At 49.0% G+C, this 26,265-nt stretch carries 30 protein-coding genes; 19 read left to right on the forward strand and 11 right to left on the reverse strand.

The window, feature by feature from the left end:
• The 3 genes from BLQ88_RS33850 to BLQ88_RS33860 form a co-directional block, all read left to right on the forward strand.
• The coding region (locus tag BLQ88_RS33850) for a transposase (RefSeq protein ID WP_143016999.1) at positions 1–317 on the forward strand (317 nt) is incomplete at its 5' end.
• A gap of 81 nt (positions 318–398) precedes the next feature.
• Complete coding sequence (locus BLQ88_RS33855; protein ID WP_090157533.1) at positions 399–704, forward strand: helix-turn-helix domain-containing protein; 306 nt, start codon at positions 399–401, stop codon at positions 702–704.
• A 103-nt stretch (positions 705–807) separates the two neighbouring features.
• Positions 808–1,278 carry a hypothetical protein gene (locus BLQ88_RS33860; protein ID WP_090157458.1) on the forward strand — a complete coding sequence of 157 codons (471 nt, stop codon included), beginning with the start codon at positions 808–810 and terminating at the stop codon, positions 1,276–1,278.
• A 7-nt stretch (positions 1,279–1,285) separates the two neighbouring features.
• Here BLQ88_RS33860 and BLQ88_RS33865 read toward each other — a convergent pair whose 3' ends face one another.
• Complete coding sequence (locus BLQ88_RS33865; RefSeq protein WP_090157459.1) at positions 1,286–1,900, reverse strand: deoxynucleoside kinase; 615 nt, start codon at positions 1,898–1,900, stop codon at positions 1,286–1,288.
• 153 nt (positions 1,901–2,053) lie between these two features.
• Here BLQ88_RS33865 and trhO point away from each other — a divergent pair, with 153 nt between their 5' ends.
• On the forward strand, positions 2,054–3,040 hold the full coding sequence (gene trhO / locus BLQ88_RS33870; RefSeq protein WP_090157460.1) for an oxygen-dependent tRNA uridine(34) hydroxylase TrhO: 987 nt from the start codon (positions 2,054–2,056) through the stop codon (positions 3,038–3,040).
• Positions 3,041–3,045: 5 nt separating this feature from the next.
• On the opposite strand, the gene BLQ88_RS33875 is transcribed toward trhO, so the two are convergent.
• Entirely contained in the window at positions 3,046–3,540 is a 495-nt protein-coding gene (locus tag BLQ88_RS33875; protein WP_090157461.1) for a GNAT family N-acetyltransferase, read from the reverse strand.
• A 119-nt stretch (positions 3,541–3,659) separates the two neighbouring features.
• On the opposite strand from BLQ88_RS33875, the gene surE reads away from it, so the two are divergent.
• Together surE and BLQ88_RS33885 are read left to right on the forward strand one after the other, a co-directional pair.
• On the forward strand, positions 3,660–4,427 hold the full coding sequence (gene surE / locus BLQ88_RS33880; protein ID WP_090157462.1) for a 5'/3'-nucleotidase SurE: 768 nt from the start codon (positions 3,660–3,662) through the stop codon (positions 4,425–4,427).
• Positions 4,428–4,440: 13 nt separating this feature from the next.
• A complete protein-coding gene (locus BLQ88_RS33885; protein WP_090157463.1) occupies positions 4,441–6,009 on the forward strand; it encodes a GH3 family acyl-acid amido synthetase in 1,569 nt (522 codons plus the stop codon).
• A gap of 2 nt (positions 6,010–6,011) precedes the next feature.
• On the opposite strand, the gene BLQ88_RS33890 is transcribed toward BLQ88_RS33885, so the two are convergent.
• Together BLQ88_RS33890 and BLQ88_RS33895 are read right to left on the reverse strand one after the other, a co-directional pair.
• Positions 6,012–6,626 carry a LysE family translocator gene (locus BLQ88_RS33890; protein WP_090157464.1) on the reverse strand — a complete coding sequence of 205 codons (615 nt, stop codon included), beginning with the start codon at positions 6,624–6,626 and terminating at the stop codon, positions 6,012–6,014.
• A gap of 1 nt (position 6,627) precedes the next feature.
• Positions 6,628–7,182 (reverse strand): NUDIX domain-containing protein, encoded by a 555-nt coding sequence (locus BLQ88_RS33895; RefSeq protein WP_090157465.1) that lies wholly within the window; start codon positions 7,180–7,182, stop codon positions 6,628–6,630.
• A gap of 38 nt (positions 7,183–7,220) precedes the next feature.
• On the opposite strand from BLQ88_RS33895, the gene BLQ88_RS33900 reads away from it, so the two are divergent.
• Complete coding sequence (locus BLQ88_RS33900; RefSeq protein WP_090157466.1) at positions 7,221–8,237, forward strand: cation diffusion facilitator family transporter; 1,017 nt, start codon at positions 7,221–7,223, stop codon at positions 8,235–8,237.
• Between the two features lie 23 nt (positions 8,238–8,260).
• On the forward strand, positions 8,261–9,184 hold the full coding sequence (locus BLQ88_RS33905; protein WP_090157467.1) for a sugar phosphate isomerase/epimerase family protein: 924 nt from the start codon (positions 8,261–8,263) through the stop codon (positions 9,182–9,184).
• 200 nt (positions 9,185–9,384) lie between these two features.
• Here BLQ88_RS33905 and folE read toward each other — a convergent pair whose 3' ends face one another.
• Both folE and BLQ88_RS33915 read right to left on the reverse strand, forming a co-directional pair.
• A complete protein-coding gene (gene folE, locus BLQ88_RS33910) occupies positions 9,385–10,074 on the reverse strand; it encodes a GTP cyclohydrolase I FolE (RefSeq protein ID WP_090157468.1) in 690 nt (229 codons plus the stop codon).
• Positions 10,034–10,450 carry a 6-pyruvoyl trahydropterin synthase family protein gene (locus tag BLQ88_RS33915; protein WP_090157469.1) on the reverse strand — a complete coding sequence of 139 codons (417 nt, stop codon included), beginning with the start codon at positions 10,448–10,450 and terminating at the stop codon, positions 10,034–10,036. The genes folE and BLQ88_RS33915 overlap by 41 nt, the downstream gene beginning before the upstream one ends.
• Positions 10,451–10,755: 305 nt before the next feature.
• On the opposite strand from BLQ88_RS33915, the gene BLQ88_RS33920 reads away from it, so the two are divergent.
• The 3 genes from BLQ88_RS33920 to BLQ88_RS33930 are packed head-to-tail and all read left to right on the forward strand — an operon-like array spanning position 10,756 to position 14,465.
• A complete protein-coding gene (locus BLQ88_RS33920) occupies positions 10,756–12,108 on the forward strand; it encodes a Gfo/Idh/MocA family protein (RefSeq protein WP_090157470.1) in 1,353 nt (450 codons plus the stop codon).
• 43 nt (positions 12,109–12,151) lie between these two features.
• Positions 12,152–13,378 (forward strand): sugar MFS transporter, encoded by a 1,227-nt coding sequence (locus BLQ88_RS33925; RefSeq protein WP_090157471.1) that lies wholly within the window; start codon positions 12,152–12,154, stop codon positions 13,376–13,378.
• Positions 13,379–13,382: 4 nt separating this feature from the next.
• Positions 13,383–14,465, forward strand: coding sequence for a GHMP family kinase ATP-binding protein (locus BLQ88_RS33930; protein ID WP_090157472.1), 1,083 nt, complete (start codon positions 13,383–13,385; stop codon positions 14,463–14,465).
• Positions 14,466–14,508: 43 nt separating this feature from the next.
• On the opposite strand, the gene BLQ88_RS33935 is transcribed toward BLQ88_RS33930, so the two are convergent.
• Genes BLQ88_RS33935 through BLQ88_RS33945 form a run of 3 tightly spaced genes read right to left on the reverse strand, consistent with a single transcriptional unit; the run spans position 14,509 to position 16,747 of the window.
• Entirely contained in the window at positions 14,509–15,591 is a 1,083-nt protein-coding gene (locus tag BLQ88_RS33935; protein WP_090157473.1) for a T9SS type A sorting domain-containing protein, read from the reverse strand.
• 5 nt (positions 15,592–15,596) lie between these two features.
• On the reverse strand, positions 15,597–16,001 hold the full coding sequence (locus BLQ88_RS33940; protein ID WP_090157474.1) for a hypothetical protein: 405 nt from the start codon (positions 15,999–16,001) through the stop codon (positions 15,597–15,599).
• 11 nt (positions 16,002–16,012) lie between these two features.
• On the reverse strand, positions 16,013–16,747 hold the full coding sequence (locus BLQ88_RS33945; protein WP_090157475.1) for a hypothetical protein: 735 nt from the start codon (positions 16,745–16,747) through the stop codon (positions 16,013–16,015).
• Between the two features lie 323 nt (positions 16,748–17,070).
• Between BLQ88_RS33945 and ispG the strand changes: the two genes are divergently transcribed.
• From ispG to BLQ88_RS33960, 3 genes are read left to right on the forward strand one after another with little or no spacing between them, the layout of a single operon-like run.
• Complete coding sequence (gene ispG, locus BLQ88_RS33950; RefSeq protein WP_229212978.1) at positions 17,071–19,068, forward strand: (E)-4-hydroxy-3-methylbut-2-enyl-diphosphate synthase; 1,998 nt, start codon at positions 17,071–17,073, stop codon at positions 19,066–19,068.
• A gap of 9 nt (positions 19,069–19,077) precedes the next feature.
• Complete coding sequence (locus BLQ88_RS33955; protein ID WP_090157477.1) at positions 19,078–19,257, forward strand: DUF6728 family protein; 180 nt, start codon at positions 19,078–19,080, stop codon at positions 19,255–19,257.
• On the forward strand, positions 19,254–19,610 hold the full coding sequence (locus BLQ88_RS33960; protein ID WP_090157478.1) for an MmcQ/YjbR family DNA-binding protein: 357 nt from the start codon (positions 19,254–19,256) through the stop codon (positions 19,608–19,610). The genes BLQ88_RS33955 and BLQ88_RS33960 overlap by 4 nt, the downstream gene beginning before the upstream one ends.
• 28 nt (positions 19,611–19,638) lie before the next feature.
• Here the strand turns inward: BLQ88_RS33960 and gldC are convergent, their stop codons facing one another.
• The gene (gene gldC, locus BLQ88_RS33965; protein ID WP_090157479.1) at positions 19,639–19,980 is read right to left on the reverse strand and encodes a gliding motility protein GldC; all 342 of its coding nucleotides are present in this window, start codon (positions 19,978–19,980) and stop codon (positions 19,639–19,641) included.
• A 35-nt stretch (positions 19,981–20,015) separates the two neighbouring features.
• On the reverse strand, positions 20,016–20,741 hold the full coding sequence (locus BLQ88_RS33970; RefSeq protein ID WP_090157480.1) for a DUF4197 domain-containing protein: 726 nt from the start codon (positions 20,739–20,741) through the stop codon (positions 20,016–20,018).
• A gap of 107 nt (positions 20,742–20,848) precedes the next feature.
• Here BLQ88_RS33970 and BLQ88_RS33975 point away from each other — a divergent pair, with 107 nt between their 5' ends.
• From BLQ88_RS33975 to BLQ88_RS33995, 5 genes are all read left to right on the forward strand, one after another.
• A complete protein-coding gene (locus BLQ88_RS33975; protein WP_090157481.1) occupies positions 20,849–22,120 on the forward strand; it encodes a competence/damage-inducible protein A in 1,272 nt (423 codons plus the stop codon).
• 64 nt (positions 22,121–22,184) lie between these two features.
• Positions 22,185–23,492: a dihydrolipoamide acetyltransferase family protein gene (locus BLQ88_RS33980; protein ID WP_090157482.1), complete on the forward strand. Its 1,308-nt coding sequence runs from the start codon at positions 22,185–22,187 to the stop codon at positions 23,490–23,492.
• Entirely contained in the window at positions 23,492–24,025 is a 534-nt protein-coding gene (locus BLQ88_RS33985; RefSeq protein WP_090157483.1) for a 5' nucleotidase, NT5C type, read from the forward strand. Before BLQ88_RS33980 ends, BLQ88_RS33985 begins: the two co-directional genes overlap by 1 nt.
• Positions 24,022–24,699 carry a response regulator gene (locus BLQ88_RS33990; RefSeq protein ID WP_019943812.1) on the forward strand — a complete coding sequence of 226 codons (678 nt, stop codon included), beginning with the start codon at positions 24,022–24,024 and terminating at the stop codon, positions 24,697–24,699. The genes BLQ88_RS33985 and BLQ88_RS33990 overlap by 4 nt, the downstream gene beginning before the upstream one ends.
• A 3-nt stretch (positions 24,700–24,702) precedes the next feature.
• Positions 24,703–26,085, forward strand: a complete 1,383-nt coding sequence (locus BLQ88_RS33995) for a sensor histidine kinase (RefSeq protein WP_090157484.1) — start codon at positions 24,703–24,705, stop codon at positions 26,083–26,085.
• Positions 26,086–26,265 lie beyond the last annotated feature (180 nt).

The following is a 26,265-nucleotide window of genomic DNA, read 5'->3' on the forward strand; positions in this document are numbered from 1 at the left end:
TTCCAGACCTTAAAAAGGCATACGAGCTGGCATTGGAGCTCAGTAACATTTTCACGACTACAAAAGAAAAAATATACGGACTGACCAGGCTGGCTAAGTGGCACGAAAAGGTCAGGCAATCCGGCTTCAAATCATTCAATACCGTTGCCCGCTCGATTGAGAATCACTACAAGACCATTGTTAACTATTTTGATAACAGAAGCACCAATGCATCCGCTGAATCTTTCAATGCGAAGATCAAAGCGTTCAGGGCGCAGTTCAGAGGAGTCAGGAATGTAGAATTCTTCCTTTACCGCCTTACCCAGTTATATGCTTAATCCAAGGTGCTCCACAACATTTGGTCTTGATCCCATTTTGTACCGATAGCAATGATAGAAGTTGCAAGAATAGCGGCACTCATGAAAGCACACCACTTGAACACGAGCGAACTGGCCGAGATCGTGCGCTTGTCTCCATCCAAAATTTCAAAAGTCCTTTCCGGCGACCAAAAATTCACATCCGATGCAGTCGGGATTCTCATCAAAGAATTAGGTATCCATCCCAACTGGCTTTTTGGTTACGAGGGCAAGCCTGAATCAGTAATGTACCTGAACGATCTGGTTCAGCGAAGCGAAGTCGAAAAACTGGAAGCTAAAATCAGGGAATTGAAGGACGAACTCGGGGAAGTTTACAAGCAACTGGCAGAGGAACGGAGAGTAAAGTAGTCATTTCCCATTATCCTGTTGCATTCTACTGATCAGGCGATTATCTTTACAAACGTTTGAATAACCCCGAAATTTAGAAAAAGTGTTGAATTACGCCCTCTGCATGAAGTCTACTTTCCTGCTTGGTGTGTTCGGCTTGCTGGTGGCGGATAGGAATGCGTGTTTTGCGCAATGCAAGGAAACCGTCAGCCCATCGAACAACAAGAAGGTCCACTACCATATTGTCCCGCTATCCGGGGCAAAAGAATACCTTACCCTTACGAAAACCGGCGAAGAACGGGTGCTCAACTACCATAACGACGAGTTTGGGCAGGTTTACCACGTCCAGATGTTCACCGAGATCAAGTTTTCGTCGGTCAAAGGTAATTTCTCCCTCTATACCACCATTAGTTCCACCGATCGCAGCAATTGGCAGAGCGAGTTTGTACTGTCCACCCCTGTTGAACCCAAAGAGTTGGAGAAAATGAAGGGAACGGCGCAGATCGAGATACTGTTGCCCGACGACAAGCGGGTATTCAAAATCGATCCAAAAAAGAACCAGCTACTGCATAAGGCCATAGCGTGCATGCACTAGGCGCGCGTCACACGTAAAACAGCTCCTTGTTGAGCAGCGTCACGATTTTATTGAAGTCCTCCGGATTCGACTCGAAATCCATGTTGTTGACGTCTATTTCAAGTATTTTCCCGTCTTCATAGTTCTGTACGAAATCCTCATAATAGCGGTTGAGGTTGGCGAGATAATCGATGGAAATATCCGCTTCGAAGTCGCGGCCGCGCTTTTTGATCTGTGAAACCAGCTTGGGAATGTCGGCTTTGAGGTATACCAGCAGATCGGGCTGTGAAACGGTGCGGATAATGGATTCGAAAAGCAGCAGGTAAGTCTGGTAATCGCGGTCGGTGAGCACGCCGGATTCGTACAGGTTGCGGGCGAAAATGTAGGCGTCCTCAAAAATAGTCCGGTCCTGAACGATCGTCGCGTAGGTTGTTTCGCGGATCGTCTGCACTTGCGCGAAACGGTTGTTCAGGAAATAGATTTGCAGATTAAACGCCCAGCGCTCCATATCCATATAAAAATCAGCCAGATAGGGGTTCCCTTCCACGGCCTCGTACATCACTTCCCATTTGAAATAATCGCCCAGCATTTGGGTCAGAGTAGTTTTACCGGCGCCGATGTTACCAATGATAGCGATGTGCATAAGGAGATAGGATGAGTTGAGTGATTGAACGAGTGCTTACAAAAATATGTATTTCAGTGAATAACCGGTCAGTTGCAAAACTGATTTTCGGCATTTTCTTAAAACTTGCATTATTCGTATATTTGCGGCTGATTTGGAGAAACGAATTGAATTATGAAACCTTACCGGGTTATCCTATATTACTATTACACAAACATCGCCGATCCCGACACCTACCGCGATGAACATCACCTGTTTTGCGTTGAAAACAATCTGCTGGGCCGCATTATCGTGGCACCGGAAGGGTTGAACGGCACCGTTTCGGGTACGCCGGAGCAATGCGAAGCTTACATGAATTATGTTCGTTCGGACGCACGTTTCGCAGGTGTTCAGTTCAAAATAGAAGAGTCGGACCATATTGCATTCCAGAAGCTGCACGTGCGCGTGAAGGATGAGATCGTGAACTCCGACCTGCCTGTTAACCCGCTCGAACGCACCGGCAAACACCTCGAACCCGCCGATTTCAAAGCTATGCTGAACGACCCGGATGTGGTGCTCGTGGATATGCGCTCGGATTACGAGCATGAAGTGGGCAAGTTCAAGGGCGCGATCACTTTCGATATGCACAACCTGCGCGAACTGCCTGACCATATGCACGAGATCGCGCATTTGAAAGATAAAAAAGTGGTTACCTATTGCACCGGCGGTATCAAATGCGAGAAAGCCAGCGCCTACCTGCTAGACCAGGGTTTTACGGATGTTTACCAGCTTCACGGTGGCATTATACGTTACGGCTTGGAAGAAGGCGGTGAGAATTTCGACGGCAAATGCTACGTGTTCGACAACCGCATTACCGTGGATGTCAACAAGGTGAACCCGACCGTCATTTCGAAATGCTATATCTGCGAAGAACTTTGCGACCGCATGGTGAACTGCGCGAATGCCGAATGCAATAACCACGTACCTATCTGCGAGAAATGCGGTTGGGAAATGGAAGGTACCTGCTCGGCAGAATGCAAAGCCCACCCTGGGAAGCGTACTTACGACGGAACGGGTTACTATGTGATCAACAGCAACCATTACCAACCGTTGCAGGGCCTGAAAAGTCAGCAGAAGAATATCAAGAAAATGAAACTCGCATTGAAAACTGAATCGGCTTAGCCGGTTCAGTTCAATGCTTTTTCAAGAATGTAATCGTTCATCCAGTAAGGCCCGATGGGAATGTCCTGCTCGTCGACGACGCGGAAACCCATTTTTTCATAAAACGACCTGGCCTTGTTGTAGCGGTTCACATTCAGCGACAGCACCGTTCCTCCCTTCGATTTCACGAAATTTTCTGTTTCCTGCAAAAGGTATTTGCCCGCGCCGGTTCCCTGCGTGGCGGGAAGCACATATATTTTGTGTAATTTGAACTTCCCCGCGTGCTCTTCCGACACCGCCGAGAAGCCGACCGGCGTTTCGTCGGCCAGCAGGATCAGGAATTGCTGGCCGGATTGCATCTGGTGTGTGAGGGCTTCGGGAGAATATATTTTTTCGAACATATAATCGATCTGCTCCTTGCTAAGGATGTCACGGTAAGTCGGTTCCCATGTTTTTTCCTGAATTGTGATAATAGTTGGAATGTCCTCAACGGAGGCTTGTAGTGTTGCGAATGAAGGCATATTGCTTAAATTTGGCAGCTTGAAAGGCGCAATTAAATATTTATTCACTTAAAATCCATGTTACTGAGCCGGCAGAACAGATCGCACGAAGCAGCTAAGCACCCGATCAGTAGAAATATATGAAACCCCTCATTTTAGTTACAAATGACGACGGAATAACGTCAAAAGGAATCCGAACACTGGTTGATATCATGCAGACGCTGGGCGAGGTGATTGTGGTTGCCCCTAACAGCCCGCAGTCGGGAATGGGCCATGCCATTACCATCGGTGAACCGCTGAGGCTCTATTCCACCCATATTTTTGATAATGTAACAGAATACGAATGCTCGGGTACCCCGGCCGACTGCGTGAAACTGGCCAAGAACTACGTGTTGCGGGATCGCAAGCCCGACCTTGTCGTGAGCGGCATCAACCACGGCAGCAACAGTTCGATCAGTGTGCTGTATTCCGGCACCATGTCAGCGGCCATTGAAGCAGCGATCGAAGGCATTCCGGCAATCGGGTTTTCACTTTGCGATTTCAGGGAAGATGCGGATTTCAGTCACGCTATCCCTTACATTAAGTCGATTACCGAGGAAGCTTTGAAAAATGGTATTCCAAACGGCATTGCATTAAATGTGAACATTCCGGCAAAGACTGATCTGGCATTAAAAGGTGTAAAGGTTTGCCGCCAGGCGCACGCCAAATGGCAGGAGAAATTCGACTACCGCGTTGACCCTAACGGTCGCGGCTACCTCTGGATGGCCGGCGAGTTCGTAAATTTCGATACGGAAAAAGAAGATACCGATGTCTGGGCACTGGATAACAATTATATCTCGGTGGTGCCATGTCAATATGATCTGACAGAGTATGAAGCGTTGAAAAAGCTATCGACCTGGGATTTGTAATTTAACAACAGCTATGGCATTAGTAGGCAGTTTATTAAAGAAGGGCATCCATTTCAGCAACATCGTTGCCAACCGCCGCAAGGCAAGTTTACACCAGCAGCAGAAGAAAACTTTGGCCAAACTCCTGGCCAAGGCCAGATATACCGAGTTCGGCGAAAAGTACAACTTCGACGAGCTGCTTTCCTCCATTCTTTTTGGTGAAAAAGGCGCATTTTACGAGCTCTACAAGCGAACGGTGCCTGTTTACGATTACAATAAGATATTTAACGAATGGTGGCATAAATCGCTCGAAGGTGAAAAGGACGTGTGCTGGCCTGGTACTATCAAGTATTATGCATTGAGCTCCGGTACGTCGGAAGCGGCTTCCAAGCAGATCCCGGTAACCAAGGCAATGACCAAGGCGATACAAAAGACGAGTATCCGCCAGATTTTGTCATTGGGCCATTACAAAGACCTCCCGCCTGATTTGTACGAAAAGGGCTTCCTGATGCTTAGCGGCAGTACCAACCTCAATCCGCACGATACGGGAAGTTTGGCAGGAGATTTGAGTGGTATCCAAATCCAGCAGATTCCGCGCTGGTTCCGGCCATATTACAAACCGGGCCAGAAAATCGCGGCGCAGCGCGACTGGGGCTTGAAACTGGAAGAAATCACGCGCGTAGCAAGCGAATGGGACATTGGATTCGTCGTAGGCGTGCCTGCGTGGATCCAGCTGCTTTTCGAGAAGATCATCGCGCATTATAATGTAAAGAACATCCACGAAATCTGGCCTAATTTGCAGGTTTTCGCGCATGGCGGCGTTTCGTTCGAGCCTTATCGCAAGGGTTTCGAGAAATTGCTCGGCAAGCCGATGATTTACATTAACACCTATCTGGCTTCCGAAGGCTTTATCGCCTACCAATCGCGGCCGGGTGCGGAGGGGATGGAATTGGTGTGTGACAATGGCATTTTCTTTGAATTTATCCCTTTCACGCCCAAGAACTTCGATTCGGACGGTTCGATGCTTGAAAATCCCGAAACGCTGATGATCGATCAGGTGGAAGAAGGCAAAGAATATGCATTGCTGCTTTCGACTTGCTCGGGTGCATGGCGTTACCTGATCGGCGATACGCTTAAATTCGTAGACAAGGCGCGCGGCGAGGCCGTCATTACCGGCCGAACAAAGCATTACCTGAGCCTTTGCGGCGAGCACCTTTCGGTGGACAATATGAACAAGGCTATCGACCTCGTTTCGGGGGAAATGGGTATTTCGGTGAAAGAGTTTACCGTTTGCGGCATCGAGCACGGCACATTATTCGCGCACGACTGGTACGTGGGTGTGGAAGAATCGAATGTGGATGCCGAAGTTTTGAAACAAAAACTGGATGCGAAACTCGCGGAACTCAACGACGACTACGCCGTAGAGCGCCGTCACGCATTAAAAGAGGTATTCGTGACCGTATTGCCCAACCAGGCATTCTACGACTGGATGGAATCCAAAGGCAAGCTCGGCGGGCAGAACAAATTCCCCCGCGTTTTCAAGAAAGACCTGATCGGCGATTGGAAGAATTTCCTCAAAACCGAAGGCTACATTAAAGAATAACCTTACTTCAAGAAATTGGTATAAGCAATCTGACAGGCGATGAGAATAAAAACCACGCCTGTCACTTTGTTAAATATCGTGACCACTCTCGGCGTAAACAGCTTTTTGAGCCTGTGCGCGAAAACAGCGATCGCGCTTTCTACCAAAAACACCGCAATCACACTCGCGGTAAAAAACAATATCACCTGGTTCAGATTGAAATGCAGGTTCGTGCGGATGTACGACGCGATCGTTACCCAGCTGATGAAATTCACCGGGTTCAGGCCATTCAGCAGAAAACCTGTCGTAAAATAGTACAGGAAGTTGCCAAAACGCGTTTGCGGCTCGGCGATCTGCGGCTGGCCTTTAATAATGTTGCTCAAACCCAGCGCAGTGAGGAATACGACACCCGCTCCGGCCATCCATTTGTGGAAATTCGGAATGTCGGGCAGCAATGCCGTACCGAAAATGGCAAAGAAAACGAAGATAATGTCGCAGATAAAAACGCCGAAAGCGATCTTGATACCCGACCGGTAACCATTATCGACGCTGTTTTGGACCAATGAAAAAAATACGGTCCCGAAAGTAAGGCACAATGCGACGCCCGTCAGCGTCCCGTAAAATAAAGCTTGCAGCATATTAAATACCTTTCAGTCTGGCGGTCATCAAAATGCCCGCTACCGAAAGCGAATCGGTGATCTCGGACCGCATGACCATTTCCACCGCTTCTTTCAAAGGCAATTTCCACACCTGTAACTCCTCGGTTTCTTCGGGTTCGGCTTCCGCCTGCGTAAGGTCTTCGGCAATGAACAGGAACCCTTCTTCGTTGGTAGCCGAGTTGGAGGTATGAATGCGGGCGAGTTTGGTCCATTTGTTCGCTAAAAGACCGGTTTCCTCTTTCAGTTCGCGCTTGGCGGCGTCGAGCGGGTCGGCATTAAGGGCACCGCCGCCTTCCGGGATTTCCCAGGAATATTCGTCGATGGCGTAACGGTACTGGCCCACGAGGTAGATGTTGTCGTCGCTGTCCACCGGGATTACCCCTATCGCCTGATTTTTGAATTTAACCAAACCGTAAATGCCTTTGTTACCCGCCGGGTTAATCACGTCACGGTGACTGAGTTCCAGCCAGGCATTCTCATAAACGGTTTCAGACGATAGTGTTTTCCAGTTATTTTCAGTGGATATAACCCGCATTTTCTTAGTATTTTTGACCTTTCATTGACAAATCTCAAATGCAAATAAACCAAAATAAGCTTAAACAACGTCTCATCATGCTGTCTTTTGTAGCCAGCATTCTGTTGACAGGATTGAAGTTTTTTGCATTCTACCTCACCTCTTCCAACGCCATTCTGAGCGACGCGCTCGAATCGATCATCAACGTAATCGCCAGCGGATTTGCGTTTTACAGCGTTTATCTTTCCTCCCAGCCCAAAGACCGGAACCATCCTTACGGCCACGGGAAAGTCGAGTTTTTTTCAGCGGGGTTCGAAGGTGCATTGATTATCATTGCATCGATATTCATTGTGGTAGAGGCCATTAACAGGCTTAGAAACCCCGAACCGATTCAAAACCTGGCGGAGGGCTCCGTGTTTATTGTGTTTACGATCCTGGTCAACACCGCCATTGGATACAAGCTCCTTACCGAAGGCCGGAAAGCCAATTCGCTCGCATTGGTCGCCGACGGAAAGCATTTAATGTCCGACAGCATCAGCAGCGTGGTGCTGATTTTGAGTGTTGGACTGATTATGCTGACGGGCTATGCCTGGATCGACAGCGTCGCATCGCTGTTTTTCGGACTTTTCCTCGCTTACAGCGGCTCACAGCTGGTGAGTAAATCGGTGGCGGGTTTGATGGACGCCAGCGACGACCTGCTGCTCGACAAAGTGATTCGTGTTTTGAATGAAAACAAAAAGGACGAATGGATCGATGTCCATAACCTCCGCGCGCAGCAATACGGCTCCGATCTGCATATCGACTGCCACCTGACATTGCCTTACTACTGGGAATTGCAAAAGGTACACGAAACGATCCACGAGTTCGAGAACATTCTCAAAGCGTCGCAGGTGGGCGAAACGGAAATTTTTGTCCACGCCGATCCGTGCATATACCAATGTTGCTACTTTTGCAGGATCGACAATTGTCCCGTCCGCCAGCATACATTCGTGCAGGACATCGAATGGGACGCAGCCAAACTCACCAAAAACGAGAAGCTGTACCGCGAAGCCAGAATCAATATTCAAGAACAATAATCAAATCTAAATTCTAACCAATCATGGACTTTTCTCGTCGCGATTTCCTTAAAAAGGCCGGAGCCACTGCGCTTGCTGCCACTGCATTCACCGATCTGTTCGCCGAACCGGCTGCTAAAAAACTTTGGTTCGACATTTCATTGGCCGAATGGTCGCTGCACAAGGCTCTTTTCGCGAAAAAACTCACCAACCTCGATTTCCCTGAACTGGCTAAAAAAGAGTTCGGTATCTCTATTGTAGAATATGTAAACCAGTTTTTCAAAGACAAGGCGGAAGATAAAACTTACCTCGCCGAGCTGCTGAAACGCGCGAAGGACAATGGCGTAACCAACAACCTGATCATGATCGACGGCGAAGGCGGCCTTGGCGAGCTCGACGCGGCGGTACGTAACAAAGCTGTTGAAAATCACTATAAATGGGTAGAAGCGGCGAAATACCTGGGTTGCAAAACCATCCGCGTGAATGCATTCGGTAAAGGTTCAGACGAAGAAGTAGCCAAAGCGGCGATCGATGGATTGGGTAAACTGGGCGAATTCGCTTCGAAAACCGGCATTAATGTGATCGTTGAAAACCACGGCGGATCGTCTTCAAATGGCAAATGGTTGTCGGGCGTGATGAAGCAGGTGAACATGAAAAATGTAGGTACGCTGCCCGATTTCGGCAATTTCTGTATCAAACGTTCTTCAACAGGTTGCGAAGAGTCGTATGACCGTTACCTAGGCACGCAGGAGCTTATGCCTTTTGCAAAAGGTGTAAGTGCGAAAACTTACGACTTCGATGAGAAAGGAAACTGTATCGAAACGGACTATGCGAAAATCCTGAAGGTGGTGAAGGCCAGCGGGTTCAAAGGCATTGCCGGTATCGAGTACGAAGGAAGCAAGCTTTCGGAATATGACGGTATCAAGGCGACCAAGGCGCTGTTGGAGCGTGTCGGACCGACTGTGTAGTTTCGATTTACAATAAAACAAGAACGCCTGGCAAATTGCCAGGCGTTCTTGTTTTATTGCGGTCAGAGACCGCGTGACGCTCGGACGTAGTTGGAAACTACGCCCAACTGATGGAAGTGAACCGGACATCGCAAAGAAGTTGGGCGTAGTCTGAGACTACGTCCGAGTGTAAGCCGGTCTCCGACCGGCCACCCCCAATCTCACATCCCCAGATAACTCAAAAACTCCTTCTTTGTCCCCTCTTCCTCAAACTTCCCACCATAAAAAGCAGTAACCGTTGAGCTGCCTGAATCCCGTATCCCGCGTGACTGCACGCACATATGTTGCGCGTCGATTACCACGGCTACGTCTTCGGTTTGTAATGCTTCTTTTAATTCATTTGCAATCTGCACGGTAAGCCGTTCCTGTACCTGCGGACGTTTCGAGTAGTACTCCACAATACGGTTCAGCTTCGATAAGCCGATCACCTTCCCGCTTGAAATATAGGCGACATGCGCCTTGCCGTAAATCGGGACAAAGTGGTGCTCGCAATTTGAAAACACCGAAATGTCCTTCTCAACCAGCATTTGGTTGTATTTATATTTATTGTCAAACAGCGCGATTGCCGGCTTGTTTTTCGGATCCAGACCGCTGAAAACTTCTTTGATATACATTTTCGCAACCCGTTTCGGCGTGCCTTTGAGGCTGTCGTCCGTCAGGTCGAGGCCCATGATCTCCATGATGTGGCGGAAATGCTTCTCGATCAACTCCATTTTAAGCTCATCCTCCATCGCGAACGCGTCCTTGCGGAGGGGAGTCTCTATCCCTGAAAACAAATGATCGTCACCAACCTCCTCGATGTCCAAAGCTTCACTGGACTGGATACTCGACAAAATTCCGTTCTGTTTCATACAATCTGATTTTCAGGTCCAGACCTGAGTCAATTTTGGGTCTTATTACTGAATAAATAACGATCGCGATGTTTTCCGCGGTCGGATTAAGGGTTTTGAATTCTTCAACGTCGAGATTCAGGTTCCGGTGATCAAACCGGTCGATAACGGATTCCTTCAATATGGCGCTAAGTACTTTCATGTCCATCACGTAGCCTGTTTCGGGGTCAACCGGACCCGTTACCTGTACGATCAGTTCATAATTGTGCCCGTGAAAGTTGGGATTGTTACACTTTCCGAAAACCTCCCCGTTCTTCTCCTCCGACCAATCCGGATTGTGAAGACGATGGGCCGCATTGAAATGCTCCTTCCGGAACACCGCCACCTTTTGCACCATATTTTAAACCACTTAAAATTTTCGTTTGCCTTAAATGTCGTTACAAAGTTTGTGTCCAACACATCTAAGGGTTCGAGCATGCTTTGAGTCGCTCTCAGAAGTCTCTTGCTTTGGGTAAACGCTGTAAGCTAGGAAATTGTTCACGGCATTCCTATTTACTGTTACCGGAATGCGTCCGGTATGTCAAGTTTTAATTAATAAAAAAATTTAAAAATCTGGCTTTTGCGTGTAAATTGCAGCCCCGGACCCGGTAAAGCCAAATAATCTTCTACCAACCGTACCGCCAACTTTCAACAGATTCTGATATGGATAGACGTGATTTTCTGCAAAAAACAGCATTGGCCGCACCCGTCGCAGGCATCATCCCATCGCTGAATTTGAAAAAGGAAAAACCGGCAGGAAATGTACGTTTAGGTTTTATAGGCGTCGGGCTAAGAGGACGCAACCATGTGGAGCAAGCTTTGTTTCGACCGGATGTGGAAATCAATGCGATCTGCGACATCGACCCCGAAGCCGTCAATATTACGCTCGACAAAATCAAAAAGGCCGGCCGCAAGGCCCCAGTGGTGTATTCCAAAGGCGAAGAGGATTTTATGAACCTCGTCAAGCGCGACGACCTGGACGGCGTGCTCATCGCCACGCCCTGGCAATGGCACGTACCGATGGCGCTGGCATCGATGAATGCGGGCAAGTACACCGCGGTAGAAGTTTCCGCAACCGTTACTTTGCAGGAATCCTGGGATTTGGTCAACACTTACGAAAAGACCGGCTCGCATTGCATGATCCTCGAAAATGTATGCTACCGCCGTGATGTTATGGCCATACTCAAAATGATCCGCGCCGGTATGTTCGGCGAAATGACGTACGCGCATTGCGGCTACCAGCACGACTTGCGGGGCATCAAATTTAATACCGGCAAAAGTAATGCAGGTCACGGCGTCGAATTTGGTGCGAAAGGGTTTTCCGAAGCCAAATGGCGTACGCAGCATTCCGTCGACCGTAATGGCGACCTCTACCCTACCCACGGCCTGGGCCCGGTAGCACATTGGCTCGATATCAACCGGGGCAACTGTTTTACCCACCTGACATCCATGGCCACCAAATCACGTAGTTTACATAAATACATTGTAGATCACGGCGGCAAGGACCACCCGAATGCAAAAGTCAATTTCAAACTGGGCGACATTGTGACGACGATGATCCAATGCCATAATGGCGAAAACATCGTGCTCATCCACGACACCAACTCGCCGCGCCCCTACTCGCTCGCATTCCGCGCGCAGGGAACCGAGGGTATCTGGATGAACGACGGCCACACCATTTACCTCGAAGGCGTATCGCCCAAAGAGCATACCGCGGAGCCGGACAAGCCCTATCTCGATAAAAACGACCATCCGCTTTGGGCCAAATATGCCAAGGAAGCCGAGAATGCAGGCCACGGCGGCATCGACTACTTTGTGTTACGCGGATTTGTAGAAGCCATCAAGCGCAAAACCGCCCCTCCGATCGACGTCTACGACGCCGCGGTGTGGAGTGCTATCAGCCCTTTATCCGAACTTTCGATCGCACGCGGCAGCTCGCCCGTTGAGATTCCGGACTTTACGAGAGGAAAATGGCGAACAAATCAACGGATCTTTGGCCTGAATGACGAATTTTGAGTATTATAATAACCTGAACTAACCTTATCCAAATACGACTTAAATGAGCAAAAAGAACAGTTACCTGGGTCCCCTCTTCATTATCGGCATTCTATTCTTTGTGATGGGTTTCGTCACATGGGTTAACGGAACACTGATCACCTTCTTTAAAAAAGCATTTTCTCTCGACAACACCAGTTCTTACCTGGTAACGTTCGCATTTTTCATCTCCTACACCGTGATGGCGATCCCGTGCTCGATGGTTTTGAAAAAGACCGGTTTTAAAAACGGTATGTCGCTGGCACTCGGCGTAATGGCTGTGGGTACGCTGATATTCATTCCGGCTGCGGAAATGGCTTCCTATCCATTGTTCCTGGTCGGGCTTTTCACCATCGGTATCGGTCTTACTGTATTGCAAACCGCTTCCAACCCCTATGCGACGATCCTCGGCCCACGCGAAAGTGCCGCGCAGCGGATCAGTATCATGGGTATTGCCAATAAAGGCGCTGGTATCATCAGTCAGATTGTAATCGGTAAAATTTTACTAGCGGGAGCGACATCTTCTGATCCAAAAGAAGAACTTGATAAAGTTGCAATGCCCTATATGATACTTACCGCGATCCTTATCGGCCTTGCTTTATTGATCAAATTCTCAAAAGGATTGACAGAGGTAAGTGAGGAGGAAGAGGACGATTCGAACCAGGCAGGTATCCATCTAAATGCCGACAAATCAAGCGTTTTGAAGTACCCGAATCTAGTACTGGGTGTACTTGCAATTTTCTGCTACGTAGGTGTGGAAGTTTTGGCCGCGGATACGATTATTACGTACGGAGTTTCATTAGGATTCCCAGAAACCGAAGCAAGTTTCTTCGGAACTTATCCACTTGTCGGAATGCTGGTTGGCTACTTTCTAGGAATTGTTTTAATCCCAAAATTTGTCTCCCAGCAAGCCTATCTCACATTTAGCGCAATCCTGGGAATGGTAGCTGCATTATTTGCAATTTACTCTCCCGGATTTACTTCTATCATCTGTTTGGCCATTGCTGGCTTTGCAAATGCAGTAATTTGGCCTGCTCTGTGGCCCTTAGCGCTGCATGGCCTTGGAAAATTCACCAAAATCGGCTCGGCACTCTTGGTTATGGGTATTTCCGGAGGAGCGATCATTCCAGTTGCCTATGGTAAAATTGCTGATTCGATTAAAAGTACGCAGCACGCTTACTGGATCATGATTCCACTATATATCTTTATACTTTATTTCGGTCTCGTAGGCCACAAAAAGAAAAGCTGGTAGTTCAATGAGGATTTCAACTCCCGGCCGCATTTGCCTTTTCGGGGAACACCAGGATTACCTGGGGCTCCCCGTGATCGCAGCGGCCATATCGCGAAGAATTAGTGTCGACGGCGGTTATCGCGATGATCAAAAAATAGTGTTGCATCTGCCCGATCTGGGTACTAAGGAAGAATTCTCACTCGATACGACATTCCCTTACACCAAGCCGCGCGACTATTTCCGCAGCACGATCAATGTTGTCAAAAGAAAGGGACTAACCTTCTCCAAAGGCTTCGAGGCGACCATTCACGGGAATATTCCCATTAACTCCGGGACATCCAGCTCTTCGGCATTGATTGTATCCTGGGCCCATTTCCTGGACAAGCTAAGCGACAATCCACTCAATTTTTCAAAAAAAGAACTGGGAGAAATCGCCAATGCGGCAGAAGTACTGGAATTCGGCGAGCCCGGCGGGATGATGGACAACTACTCCACCGCCATCGGCAATGTCATTTACCTCGAATCGACGCCTGTCATCAAAGTAGAGGCATTAACCCCTAAACTAGGTACATTCGTCCTCGGCGATTCGCTGGAACCCAAAGACACGCTCGGTATCCTGGCCCGCTGCCGTTTTGGAATGGAAGAAGTAATCAAAATCGTCACCGGTTACGACCCATCTTTCTCCATTTTCACGACACCCATCGAACAGGTAACAGACTACAAGTCCATACTCTCCGACGACCAGCTGAGCCTGCTCAATGCCAACATCGAAGACCGCGACATTCTCGTGGAAGGGAAAGTGCTCCTGATCGACAGTGCCGAAAACCACGCCAGCGGCGACTTCGACAAGCATTTCGGCAGCCTGCTCTACAAGCATTACCAAAACCTCCGCGACCACAAACGCACCTCCACGCCGAAAATCGAACGCATGATGAACGCAGCCCTCGGTGCCGGTGCATTAGGCGGCAAAATCAACGGCTCGGGCGGAGGCGGCTGCATGTTCGCGTACGCGCCTACGCATGCGGAAGAGGTGGCCGAGGCCATCGAGCGCGAAGGTGGGAAGAGCTACATTATTACTGTCGACGAAGGCACCCGGATCGAAGGATAACCGATCCGGGCGCTTCGCCTGAATTTTTCCATTGCAAACGTCCTCATTTCTCGATTAGGACCCGTTTCGTCTGCACCGTTCTATCCTCGAAAGTTGCCTTCAAGAAATATGTCCCTTTCAACCCTGCATTCAATTTTACAGTCGTCAGGTCTCCGTCTTCATTTGATAAATAGTTCTGCACCAACCGCTGTCTTTCATCCAGGAGCGCAATTTTTGTTATCCTGTTAACCCTGCCGTTCAGATTTACAGCCTGAATATCCTCGGGTGATTTCGATGATATTGTAATGACTTCATCCTCCCGGGCCGGATTAGGATATACCTGCATTTTAGCACCATTTGGCTTGAAGAATGTAAACGAATATCGAGGCGCGCCGCAGAATGCAATGGAAAGGCCACCATTGTTCGAAGGGCCATTGAATGTGAAATTCACTGCCCCAGAACTTTGATTACTGATGATGGTGCTTCCAGCAGTCGGGCTGAATGTTGGCCCGGTGTCTGGATCTAGTCCCCAAAATATCTGCATATTGTGCGCGCCCCAGGTAGTGGTTTGGAAGCTACCGGAGATCAGTTTACCATCAAGGTAGACGCTTGTCAATGGTGGAGCGTAGTTGCACGTCCAGCAGGTTGATGGATTGCCATAGCCAGGGGGCACATCGAGCGCATTGTGCTTAACCAATGGACCAGGCCCGAACTTGGAAATGAATTTACCGTCGTATGTTGTCAAAGCTGAATGATCTCCAGAGTATCGTATTCGTAGTTTTCCGACGGTGCTGTTGTAGTTTGTTTGGGTATAACTTGGATTCACCCCCGCTATATAAGGCGTCACCCCACCAAAGGTCACTTGGTCAATACAAGTCTGGGCTCCTCCGGTAGAAACGTGCCAAGCATAGCCGTGGCAGTTATACTGCCTCGAATAGTTAGCCAAAATAGTGCAACTCGGGCCGTAAAGCCCGTTTTGGATGGCATTTTGGTTCGATTGCAATTGCGCATCAGTATAAAACCCTGCATTTTGATATGCGAAAAGTGCTGCCGGCGGCACCGCTACTCCGTTAGGCGTATTTACCTGCGAATAACATACATGGATACATATGTGCGAAATCAGCACTGCTGTACAGATCTTGTTCATATTTCTCAATATTGTTCTGTTAACAAAACTACCATCAACTCAATATTATCGTAGAATTCGTTATAGTGAATCTGCAAGTCTCCAAGGTGCTGGCCTGAACAATTAAAAATGTGGCTTGCCGGGCCTGAAAGGAACGAGTTTTCGAACGCAAGAAAATACGCTCCCCTATAACGATACACTGCCACCCGTAATGAGCCCATTTTCGGTTGTTGAAACCAGGCCAGCTCCTCCTGTACCCAGGGTTCATTTTCCAAGAACTCCTTTGTGAAGCACGAACTATCCGGCTCGTATTCATTAATCTCTCTTTGATCGCAAGATTCGGCGAAGATGAGGACCGACAAAATCACAATGGTGAACAACCGGCTTAAATGGAAGCTTTGACTTCCGCGGAGAACTGTAAATGTCTTCATGACTTTAATTTTTAATGTTTAACAGATTTTACAAACTCTTCAAACTTCACAAGCAGCGTTTTTAGCTCATCGGCGTCCTTGGCAATTAACCTGTTCCTAAACAGATCGGCGCTCTGCTCGTTGAAAGCATCTTCCAGGACATTCACATTCATGGTCTTCATCACCTTGTAATAGATATAAGCACTAACAGCATCCGAAATGCCGCCAAAAACATCCCTGTACCTTTGCTTAATGAGCAGCTGCGAATACAAGCGCTTCAAGAATTCAGCCTTTTCGTCGGAAGACATCTGGTTCAGCAGCGCGTCATCGCGCATAATCAGCTCTGCCCCGATCCAGTTCAGTGAATAAGCTCCCATTTCCGCGCTATCGGCAAGGGTGACGATCTTGCTGAAATCTTCCCTGAAATAGACATCACGCAGTGCTTTCATAGCATCAGGCCGCCGCTTGAATTCCGTAAAGCCGTTGAAGCCTTCCAATGCGAAACCCAAACCCTCAATCGGGCTATCGTGTGCGACATAACTCTGAAAAAACGGGTGCTCCATCGTAATTAACAGCAACTCTTCCGTACTCAACGTTTTCAGATCGATACCTTTAATCTGACAGGCTTCCTGCCGTTCTTCGACAGACGTTAGCGCATTCCAGCATTCAGTACCCGGCTTGCAGGGATAATTCCAGCGCAGTGTGGACTGCGCGGAAGCGAGCGACGACAGTAATGTGACAATCAAAAACAGTTTGATTTTTCTCATAGAACTCCTGTTTACATGATGAATAATACATGCACTTTGCCGCGAACGCGGACGATCGTTTCAGAACATTGAGCTTACAAGTTGCCGTAGACTGGCGGTGACGGGCGATGCAAATATTTGATTTTTCAAATACAAAACATAACCATTTTAATGAGTAATGAATATCCGGCTGGAATTAATATGGGAACGGTAATAAGGCAGCAGATTTACGACCCGTCAAGCGATGGTTACAAAGCCTCAACTGAAAATTGAAAAATGCACCATTGGCGTTCCGATTGTGTTTTAGTTTTAAGACCTTTGTCGATATTACCATTCCATTGACCGTGATCACACCTGCTGAACAAAAAACCAATATTTACTGCCCGTCGCTGACGGCATATCAACGGCGTAAAACCATTTCCATCAATATTGGCGGCGTGCCGATGGGCTCCGATTACCCGATACGCGTGCAGTCGATGACGACGGTGGATACGATGGATACACAGGGCTCGATCGACGAGGTGATCCGGATGGTCGAATCGGGATGCGAATATGTGCGTATCACCGCGCCAAGCGTGAAAGAGGCCCAAAACCTCGAAAACATCCGCAATGGGTTGCACAAGCTGGGCATTCAGGTGCCGCTGATCGCCGATATACATTTTACGCCCAATGCAGCCGAACTGGCTGCCCGCATCGTCGAAAAGGTGCGGATCAATCCAGGTAACTATGCCGATCGCAAGCGTTTCGAGGTGATCGATTACACCGATGCTTCCTATGCCGCCGAGCTGGAAAGGATCCGGGAGAAGTTTATCCCCCTGGTCAAAATTTGCAAGGAGTATGGCACTGCTATGCGCATCGGCACCAATCACGGCTCGCTTTCCGACCGCATTCTGAGCCGCTATGGCGATACGCCGCTGGGAATGGTGGAGTCGGCGCTGGAATTTCTGCGGATTTGTGAAGAACTGAATTACTATAACATCGCGCTGTCGATGAAGTCCAGCAACACGCAGGTGATGGTGGAAGCCTACCGCTTGCTGGTGCAACGGTTGGACGAAGAAGGTTTGAAGCCCTACCCGCTGCATTTGGGCGTTACTGAGGCTGGCGAAGCCGAGGATGGCCGCATTAAGTCGGCTGTCGGGATTGGTACTTTGCTGGAAGACGGCCTCGGCGATACGGTGCGCGTTTCACTGACCGAAGCGCCGGAAAAAGAAGCTCCCGTGGCCCGCGCATTGATCGAGCGGTACACTACGCGTGCTGACCACGCACCCATCGAGCCGATCGATCATTGCCCGATTAACCCGTTCCAATATACGCGTCGCGATACACGGGAAGTTTATAACATCGGCCATTTGAATGTACCACGGGTAATTGCCGATTATTCGAATATCGAGGTTCAGCAACTGGACGATCTGAAAAGCATCGGGCATTTCTTCCTGCTGGTTCCCGATAAATGGGCCATGAACGACCAGGGTGCAGATTTCATTTACTCCGGGAAAAAACCGGTGCCGTTCATGCTTCCAAACGGTCTGCGTGAAATCCTCGACCATTCGCAATGGCTCGCACACGCTGAAAAACACATTAAATTCCCGCTTTTCGAGGTAGCGGAATGGAATGCCGCGACAGAAGTTTCCGCTGAGCTTAACTTTATCAAAGGCGATATTCACACATTCGACCAGGCATTTTTGAATGCTGTTTCGGATAAAAAGAATGTCGTTCTCGTGCTGCACACGCATAATGCCCACGCGATGCCGGAAATGCGCCGTTTCTTTTACAAACTCACAGAACTGCATTTCAAACTACCGGTGATTATCAACCGAAGCTACCAGACCGATCTCGGCGATAAGCTTACATTATATTCCGCAACTGACATTGGTGGCTTGCTGGTGGATGGCTTCGGTGACGGAGCGTTACTTTCGCCTGAGTTTCCGGCAGGCATCGCGCATTCGGACAAGTTAAAAGCCGCTGCTTCCTATAACAGCATTGCCTTCGGAGTTTTGCAGGCAGCACGCACGCGGATGTCGAAAACAGAATACATTTCCTGCCCTTCCTGCGGACGCACATTGTTCGATTTGCAGGAAACGACGGCAATGATCCGGAAGCATACGGAGCATTTGAAAGGTGTAAAAATCGGTATTATGGGCTGCATTGTGAACGGCCCCGGCGAAATGGCCGATGCCGATTATGGTTACGTGGGTATGGGCAAGGACAAAATTGCATTGTACCGCGGCCAGGAAGTGATCAAACGGTCGGTGCATTCGTCCAAAGCGGTGGAAGAACTGATCGAGCTGATCCGGGAAGATGGCCGGTGGATAGAGCCGGAGGAACGTGAGATTTTGATTTAAATAAATACAATGAAAAAATACTTTCAACTGGGCGAGGTGTTTTCCTACTTCATCCGCGTGTTCAAAAAACGCGACCCGAATAACCCTGATTCGTTCAATTTGCGCATGATGCACGGGATCAACCGCATCTCGATCGTCATGTTCCTGATTTGTGTCATTGTCATGATCGTCAGAGCCTTAACACGATGAACCTCGAAGCACTGCGCGACTACTGCCTGAAATTACCCGGCGTCACGGAAGAGTTACCATTCGGTCCGGATACGCTGGTATTTAAAGTAATGGGAAAGGTTTTCCTGCTCACGCCGCTGGACTCGCCGCAGCATTCGTTCAATGCGAAATGCGACCCCGAAAAAGCCGAAGAGCTGAGAGAAAAATATCCCGACGTAAAGCCGGGATATCATATGAATAAGAAGCATTGGAACACGGTGCTCGTGACGGGCAGCATTCCGAGCGAGGAACTTTTCAGTTGGGTCAAAGATTCCTACGATCTGGTCGTGGCAAGTTTGCCAAAGAAAACGCAAGAAGAGTTGAAAAACCAATAAAAAAGGAGCGATAACTCGCTCCTTTTCGCTATTTGGCAGCTTTCATTTCCTCATCCAACCGCTTGCTCAGCGTGTCACAAACGCCTTCGATCATGTCGGCCATGCTGCGGTCGTTGGTAGCAGTCAGCAAGGTGTCCGCGATGCCGCTCATGAGTTCAATATAGAAGCGCTTCATTTCAAAAACCTCCATATCCTTCGTCCAGAGGTCGATTTTCAGCGTTCCGCGGTGATAATGGTCCCACACACCGATCGCGATCGCGCGGGTGTCGTTAATTCCCTCGTTCGGGTTATCGGTAGCGTCCCAAAAGATCTTTTCCGGTATATTTTTTTCGTCGAGTTCAACGGTGAAATGTATTTCTGACTTTTTCATATTGAGGTGTTAATTTTTACAAAAGTAAGCAAAACTCATTTGCCTGCCTGACTGAACACTTTTTTCAGCAAATCAGTCACCCGCGCACCCGGATTCTCGCGAATTTTCTTTTCCTCCTGCGCAATCAACACGTACATGCCGTCGATCGTCTTCTGCGTCGCGTACTCTTTCAGATTGGGATTCACCTTCTTTACCAGCGGCAACTGATTGTAAGTATTGACAATGTCGGCGTAGTATTCGGTAGCCTTATTCAAGTTCAACGTACTGTCCACCACCGGGAAGAAAGTCTTGAAAAGCTCGTCGTTAGTCGATTTCTTCAAATATTGCGTCGCAGCATCGTCCTGACCTTTCAGAATACCCAACGCATCAGGTACCGTCATGGAAGTGACCGCTTTAATGAAGATCGGCTTCGACTTTTTAGCCGCATCCTCGGCCGCGCGGTTGAGCGACAATGTAAATTTATCGACCTCAGCGCCCAGTCCCATTTTGCGTAATGCATCCGCCACTTTCTGTGCTTCCGGCGGTACTGCTATTTTGATCAGCTCGTTTTTGAAAAAGCCGTCGACTTTGGAAGCCGATTCGGAACCGTTGCTGACGCCTATGTTCAACGCCTCCTTCAAGCCCTGAACGATCTCGTTCTCAGCGAGTCCCCCACTTTTACTGCCACCTTTTCCAAGCAGCTTACCGAGGTTGAACTGTGCCTGCGAAGCATGTCCTAAAAAGAGCCAAATCAGCGTTAACGAAAGGATTTTGTATTTCATTACAATAGAGTTTGTTAATATTTCACTACGGTTCAAACGTACTCAATAACGATTAATTTTACTTATTTTTGGGAAAATAACGGTCCCATTTAACCTGTTCCAAACCTATGATTTCCTCTGCCAGGGCTGAAATAATCACGATCGGTGACGAGATTCTTTTCGGCCAGATCGTCGACACGAATACGCAATGGATTGGCTCCCAACTGACTGACATCGGCATCCGTCCTGCGAGGAAAACATCCGTAGGTGACAACAGGCAGGACATTCTCGATGCGTTCACGCAGGCGAGCCAGCGGGTGAACGTGGTGATCGTAACGGGTGGCCTCGGGCCCACGCGCGACGATATTACCAAACACACCTTCTGCGAATATTTCGGTACCGAACTGGAAATCAACCAGGACGCCCTGGCGCTGATCACCGAGTTTTTCGCCAAACGCGGCCGTGTCATGACCGAGCTGAACATTCAGCAGGCAGCGCTTCCCAAAAATTGTACCTACATTCCGAACCTCTGGGGAACCGCTCCGGGAATGTGGTTTGAGCAGGACGAGGTCATTTACGTTTCCCTGCCCGGCGTGCCTTATGAAATGAAGAGTTTGATGGAATTCGAGATCCTGCCGAGATTGAAAGCGCGATTTTCGACCCACATTATTCAACATAAATCCATTCGCACGATTGGCATCGGCGAGTCTTTCCTGGCCGAGAAAATTGCCGCCTGGGAAGATGCATTGCCGGAACATATCAAATTGGCCTATCTCCCGCATTTCGGACAGGTTAGGCTGAGGCTTACCGGCACAGGTACTGATCAGGAGATATTGGAAAAAGAACTTGCGGAACAAGTAGCATTAGTGTTGCCGCTAATTGAGGAAAACGTTTTCGGCTATGATTCGGATGAACTGGAAACGGTGATCGGTACGTTGCTGATGAATAACAATGCCACGATAGCGACCGCCGAAAGCTGTACAGGAGGCTATGTAGCCAACCAGATCACGAGCATACCGGGCTCATCACGGTATTACGAAGGCTCCGTGGTGAGTTATAGTAACGCGGTTAAAATGAATGTGCTGGGCGTATCCAGTGAGACGCTCGAAGCATACGGCGCCGTGAGCGAGCAAACCGCCCGCGAAATGGCCGAGGGAGCACGCCGGGTGCTGAATACCACATTTGCCATTTCCACCACCGGCATTGCAGGCCCCGACGGCGGTACTGCTGAAAAGCCCGTAGGTACCGTGTGGATCGCGTGCGCAACGCCCGAGGAGACATTTACCCAGTTGCTGACATTAAGGAACAACAGAAAAATCAATATAGAACTAACCTGCTCTTACGCCCTCAACCTGCTGAGAAAAACAATTTTAAAAACCACTCTGGCAGTTAAAGGATAAACGAAGATCAGGATCATGGAGGTAACGGACGCATGTTTTCCTTACCTTCGAAAAAACACCATTTATGAAAATAATTGAAATGGTAATGCCTCCGATGGGGGAAAGCATCATGGAATGCACCGTGCTCCACCTGCTTGCAGAAGAGGGCGCCAAGGTGCGGATCGATGATTCCATCCTCGAAGTTGCTACCGATAAAGTAGATACCGAAGTACCCTGCCCCTACGAAGGAACGCTCACCAAATGGCTCGTCAAAGTCGAAGATGTAGTGCCTATCGGAAGCGCCGTGGCGCAAATCGAGGTGGCCGACAACGTGGTGGCACAGGATGCGGGCACGCCGTTGCTGGTAGGTGTGGAAGAAGAGGCTGATGCGGCAGTGGCAGCAACGGCCGCAGTACTTGAAAAAGACTTTCAAACGGCTGTAACCAGAACACCAGAGGTTGTTTACGAATATGCACCGGCTGATACCGAATTCAATTCATTCTACTCGCCGCTGGTACTGAGCATTGCGCGTCAGGAGCGAATCCCGGTAGAGGAATTGAAGGTGATTAAAGGAAGTGGCCTGGAAAACCGGGTAACCAAGGACGATATTCTCACGTATGTTGAACATCGCCGCAAAAAAGGGCCGGCGACAGCACCTGCTCCTGCCGTTTCGCTGAATGGCAGCAACGAAATCATTGAAATGGACCGTATGCGAAAGATGATTTCGCAGCGAATGGTGGAATCCAAGCGAATTTCGGCGCACGTGACTTCATTCATCGAAACGGATATGACGCCGGTGGTGGGCTGGCGCGAGCATGTGAAGCAGGAATACCGCAAGAAAACCGGCGACAGCATTACGTTCACGCCTATCCTCATTGAAGCGGTAGTGAAAGCCATCAAGGATTACCCGATGATCAACATCTCGGTGGAGGGCGACAAGATCATTAAAAAGAAAGACATTAACATAGGCATGGCCGTGGCCCTGCCGGACGGTAACCTGATCGTGCCGGTGATCCATAATGCCGACCGCTACGACCTGCCCGGCCTCGCACGCAAGGTGAACGACCTCGCAAAGCGCGCACGGGAAAACCGCCTGAAAGCCGACGACCTCGCCGGGGGAACATATACCGTTTCCAACATCGGCGCATTCGCCAACCTCATGGGCACGCCGATTATCGTGCAGCCGCAAGTGGCGATCATGGCATTTGGGGCGATCAAAAAGAAGCCTGCCGTGATCGAAACGCAGCAAGGTGACCTGATCGGCATCCGCAGCATGATGTTCGTCTCGCATTCGTACGACCACCGCGTGGTGGACGGCTCGTTGGGCGGCCTGTTCCTGAAACGCGTAAACGATTACCTCGAAAATTTCGACATTAGCCGAACGATAATCTGATGCTGAGATTGACCCTGGATATGGACGACGTGCTGGCGAATACCCACGAAAAGCTTGTCGACATTGTCCTCGCCGACTTTTCGACCACATTGGATCGCGCGGATTTCCAGAAAAAGGGATTGAGGGAATTGCTGCATCCAAAACAGCTTTCGAAGCTGCATAAGATTATGGACTCGCCGGGTTTCTTTGCGGACATTAAAGTGAAGGACGACGCCGTGGAAACGGTCCACAAGCTTTCCAGGTATTACGAATTGTTTGTGGCGACGGCCTGCATGGAGTTCCCGAACTCGTTCCGCGATAAGTTCGACTGGCTCAAAAAGCACTTTCCATTTATTCCGTGGACGAATGTAGTTTTCTGCGGGTATAAAAGCATTATCCAGTCGGATTACCTGATTGACGACCATGTACGTAACCTGGCGGCATTCAAAGGTAAAGGCATTCTTTTTTCATCCCCGCACAACCTCCGCGAAACGGCCTACAAACGTGTGTCGAGCTGGAAGGAAGTATCGGAACTATTTTTGCACAGCGTATGAAACTGTTACTGATTGAGGACGAACCGAAAACATTGCAATCGATACGGCAGGGGCTGGAAGAGAATGGGTATGAGGTAGATATTGCCTACGACGGTCTGATCGGTAAGCAACTTGCACGAAGCAATGTTTATCAGCTCATTATCAGCGATATTATCATTCCCGGTATCAATGGAATAGAGCTTTGTCGCGAAATCAGGAGCTGGGGCGACGAAACGCCTATATTAATGCTCACCGCCCTCGGTACCACCGACGATAAGGTAACCGGCCTCGATGCCGGCGCGGACGATTACCTGGTCAAACCATTCGAATTCAAAGAACTCCTCGCACGCGTACGTGCACTCACGAAGCGCGGCTCGACGGTTTCGCACACGGCGCAGGTTTTGAAATTTGCAGACCTTGAAGTGTCGTTAGATGCGAAGACCGTTTATCGTTCGGGGAATAAGATTAATCTGACGGCTCGGGAATTCAATCTGCTGGTATACCTTATCCGGAACCAGGGAAGGGTTATTTCAAAGGTCGAGATTGCCGAGCAGGTTTGGGATATCGGTTTCGATACCGGTACCAATGTCATTGAAGTATATGTAAATTACCTTCGCAAAAAGATCGACAAAGATTATCCCGTGAAACTCATCCACACGCAGTTTGGAATGGGTTATGTGCTTAAAGTAGAATAGGTTATGCAAATCCGCACCCGACTTACGGTTCAGTTTTCCTTGCTGGTAAGCGGTATTTTGCTGATCACCTTTCTGGCCGTCTACTTTTTTACCTATTATAATGTTACCGAGGACTTTTACGACCGTCTACGCTCGAAGGCAAAGTCGCAAGCCGAGCTTTTGCTGAAAGTACAGGTGCCGCTCATCAATGCGGAAGTATTGAAAGCCCTCGACGAAACCAACCGCGACCTTATTTACGACGAGAACATTTTCATTTTCGACGAAAAGAACCGCCTCATTTACAGCAACTCCACCACCCCGCAGCTCAAAGCATTGCACGTCTCCAACTACTGGCTCGACGAAATCCGCAAGGCCGGCCAGATCCGCTACGACGACGGCGATTATAAAGTGGTAGGTCTTTATTACAAATATCCTTTCAATAAGGCCGTAGTAATGCTCGGCGCAAAGGATTTGTACGGCCAGGCCAACCTTTCCAACCTGAAAACCCTGCTGACCGTCCTGTACCTCATTGTGACATTTGTGGTCGCGATCGTGGGCTGGATATTCTCCAAGCGCGCATTAAGGCCCATTTCAAAGGTAATGAACGCGGTGGAAGGCATTCTGCCGCAAAAACTCGATACGCGGCTGAATGTACCTAACCAAAGGGACGAAATTGGTCGCCTGACGGTCACCTTCAACAAATTGCTCGACCGCATTGAAACAGCTTTTCAAATGCAGAAGATATTTGTCGCGAATGTCTCCCACGAGCTGAAAAACCCTTTGACGAAAATCAAATCGCAGCTCGAAGTGAGCATGCTGAAAGAGCGGAACCCTTACGAATACCAGATGACGATCCGTTCGGTATTGGAAGATATCCAGGAGCTCGGCCAGCTTTCGAATACCTTGCTCGAACTCGCCAAGGTTAGCGAAGACCAGCGCGACCTGCTCACGGAACTCATCCGGGTAGACGACCTCCTCCTGGATTGCCGCCTGACCCTGGCACAAGCAAATCCTGCGTACAACATTCAACTCAATTTCGACGAACTGCCCGAGGATGATACCTGGCTTGAAATCACGGGGAACACGACTTTGCTCAAAACCGCATTCCTGAACCTGATGGACAATGCCTGCAAGTTTTCGGACGATAATGCGGTGAATGTTTGCCTGCACCCGTCACGCGGGCAGCTTGCACTTACATTTGCAGACAATGGGAAGGGAATCCCGGAGAAAGACAAAAGCCTCGTTTTCCAGCCCTTCTACCGCTCCGACAACACGGCTAACATCAAAGGCTACGGCATCGGACTCTCGCTCGTAGAGCGCATTGTGAAGCTCCACAACGGCAACATCAGCATTCTGTCGAACATCCCGAAAGGCACCACGTTCCGCCTGACTTTTTTGCGCCTTTAAGCAAATTCTAACTTTTTATTAACGCCTTTTTAAGTATTGTTGATCTTATTTGTAATGTCGACAGGGCGAAACAAAAGTCCGGACGGCAAATTCCAAGGATTTCATTTTTTGTGGTGTTAATAAGCAGATTGGCAGGCGTCTCTCACGTCTGCCAATTTTTTTTGTCATGTATGGTCAAGT

Origin of the sequence: Dyadobacter soli (assembly GCF_900101885.1) — a bacterium.
Lineage (GTDB): Bacteria > Bacteroidota > Bacteroidia > Cytophagales > Spirosomataceae > Dyadobacter > Dyadobacter soli.

Excerpts from the sequence above, each read along its gene's own strand:
- BLQ88_RS33940 (WP_090157474.1), bottom strand. The coding sequence starts at position 16,001 with ATGAAGACATTTACAGTTCTCCGCGGAAGTCAAAGCTTCCATTTAAGC.
- BLQ88_RS33975 (WP_090157481.1), top strand. The coding sequence starts at position 20,849 with ATGATTTCCTCTGCCAGGGCTGAAATAATCACGATCGGTGACGAGATT.
- BLQ88_RS33890 (WP_090157464.1), bottom strand. The coding sequence starts at position 6,626 with ATGCTGCAAGCTTTATTTTACGGGACGCTGACGGGCGTCGCATTGTGC.
- BLQ88_RS33905 (WP_090157467.1), top strand. The coding sequence starts at position 8,261 with ATGGACTTTTCTCGTCGCGATTTCCTTAAAAAGGCCGGAGCCACTGCG.
- trhO (WP_090157460.1), top strand. The coding sequence starts at position 2,054 with ATGAAACCTTACCGGGTTATCCTATATTACTATTACACAAACATCGCC.
- BLQ88_RS33885 (WP_090157463.1), top strand. The coding sequence starts at position 4,441 with ATGGCATTAGTAGGCAGTTTATTAAAGAAGGGCATCCATTTCAGCAAC.
- BLQ88_RS33960 (WP_090157478.1), top strand. The coding sequence starts at position 19,254 with ATGAACCTCGAAGCACTGCGCGACTACTGCCTGAAATTACCCGGCGTC.
- BLQ88_RS33865 (WP_090157459.1), bottom strand. The coding sequence starts at position 1,900 with ATGCACATCGCTATCATTGGTAACATCGGCGCCGGTAAAACTACTCTG.
- BLQ88_RS33935 (WP_090157473.1), bottom strand. The coding sequence starts at position 15,591 with ATGAACAAGATCTGTACAGCAGTGCTGATTTCGCACATATGTATCCAT.
- BLQ88_RS33915 (WP_090157469.1), bottom strand. The coding sequence starts at position 10,450 with ATGGTGCAAAAGGTGGCGGTGTTCCGGAAGGAGCATTTCAATGCGGCC.
- BLQ88_RS33860 (WP_090157458.1), top strand. The coding sequence starts at position 808 with ATGAAGTCTACTTTCCTGCTTGGTGTGTTCGGCTTGCTGGTGGCGGAT.
- BLQ88_RS33970 (WP_090157480.1), bottom strand. The coding sequence starts at position 20,741 with ATGAAATACAAAATCCTTTCGTTAACGCTGATTTGGCTCTTTTTAGGA.
- BLQ88_RS33945 (WP_090157475.1), bottom strand. The coding sequence starts at position 16,747 with ATGAGAAAAATCAAACTGTTTTTGATTGTCACATTACTGTCGTCGCTC.
- BLQ88_RS33920 (WP_090157470.1), top strand. The coding sequence starts at position 10,756 with ATGGATAGACGTGATTTTCTGCAAAAAACAGCATTGGCCGCACCCGTC.
- BLQ88_RS33955 (WP_090157477.1), top strand. The coding sequence starts at position 19,078 with ATGAAAAAATACTTTCAACTGGGCGAGGTGTTTTCCTACTTCATCCGC.
- gldC (WP_090157479.1), bottom strand. The coding sequence starts at position 19,980 with ATGAAAAAGTCAGAAATACATTTCACCGTTGAACTCGACGAAAAAAAT.
- surE (WP_090157462.1), top strand. The coding sequence starts at position 3,660 with ATGAAACCCCTCATTTTAGTTACAAATGACGACGGAATAACGTCAAAA.
- BLQ88_RS33895 (WP_090157465.1), bottom strand. The coding sequence starts at position 7,182 with ATGCGGGTTATATCCACTGAAAATAACTGGAAAACACTATCGTCTGAA.
- BLQ88_RS33980 (WP_090157482.1), top strand. The coding sequence starts at position 22,185 with ATGAAAATAATTGAAATGGTAATGCCTCCGATGGGGGAAAGCATCATG.
- BLQ88_RS33925 (WP_090157471.1), top strand. The coding sequence starts at position 12,152 with ATGAGCAAAAAGAACAGTTACCTGGGTCCCCTCTTCATTATCGGCATT.
- BLQ88_RS33990 (WP_019943812.1), top strand. The coding sequence starts at position 24,022 with ATGAAACTGTTACTGATTGAGGACGAACCGAAAACATTGCAATCGATA.
- BLQ88_RS33900 (WP_090157466.1), top strand. The coding sequence starts at position 7,221 with ATGCAAATAAACCAAAATAAGCTTAAACAACGTCTCATCATGCTGTCT.
- BLQ88_RS33930 (WP_090157472.1), top strand. The coding sequence starts at position 13,383 with ATGAGGATTTCAACTCCCGGCCGCATTTGCCTTTTCGGGGAACACCAG.
- BLQ88_RS33855 (WP_090157533.1), top strand. The coding sequence starts at position 399 with ATGAAAGCACACCACTTGAACACGAGCGAACTGGCCGAGATCGTGCGC.
- folE (WP_090157468.1), bottom strand. The coding sequence starts at position 10,074 with ATGAAACAGAACGGAATTTTGTCGAGTATCCAGTCCAGTGAAGCTTTG.
- BLQ88_RS33875 (WP_090157461.1), bottom strand. The coding sequence starts at position 3,540 with ATGCCTTCATTCGCAACACTACAAGCCTCCGTTGAGGACATTCCAACT.
- BLQ88_RS33995 (WP_090157484.1), top strand. The coding sequence starts at position 24,703 with ATGCAAATCCGCACCCGACTTACGGTTCAGTTTTCCTTGCTGGTAAGC.
- BLQ88_RS33985 (WP_090157483.1), top strand. The coding sequence starts at position 23,492 with ATGCTGAGATTGACCCTGGATATGGACGACGTGCTGGCGAATACCCAC.